This is a genomic window from Xanthomonas sp. SHU 308, from assembly GCF_000364645.1.
In the GTDB taxonomy this organism is placed as follows: Bacteria; Pseudomonadota; Gammaproteobacteria; order Xanthomonadales; family Xanthomonadaceae; genus Xanthomonas_A; species Xanthomonas_A sontii.
Window position 1 is genome coordinate 1 of record NZ_AQOK01000619.1, and the last position, 384, is coordinate 384.

1 protein-coding gene is annotated in these 384 nt (G+C 71.6%); it reads right to left on the reverse strand.

Annotated elements, in window-relative coordinates:
* Positions 1–384 (reverse strand): DUF2272 domain-containing protein (locus D588_RS0117465; protein ID WP_017916900.1); only part of this gene is annotated, 384 nt, incomplete at both ends.

Consider the following 384-nt stretch of genomic DNA (forward strand, 5'->3'; position numbering starts at 1 on the left):
TGGGCGTCGTCACCGGCGCGGCGGCGGGATCGGTCGGGGCGGGCGGCAGCAGCACCTGCGCCTGCGGTTGCAGCTTCAGCAGGGCCGACCAGTCCTGGCGATTGAAGTCGCACAGTTCCTCGTGGCCGGGCGTGCATTCGAGTGCGGCGCCTTCGTCGTTCTGGTCCTGCGCCAGCGGCGCATCCAGTTGCAGGCGCCCGCTGCGGTCCAGCTTGAGCTTGCGCATGGTCACCGCGTTGAACACGTTGCCGCCGATCAGGTACAGGGTATGGTCGCCGCCGACATTGGCCGCGACCACGATGTCGCAATGCGATTCCCACGGCAGCGGGCGGCCGCGCGCCAGCGCCTCGCGCAGGCCGGCGGTGCCGACCGGCTGCCGGCGTC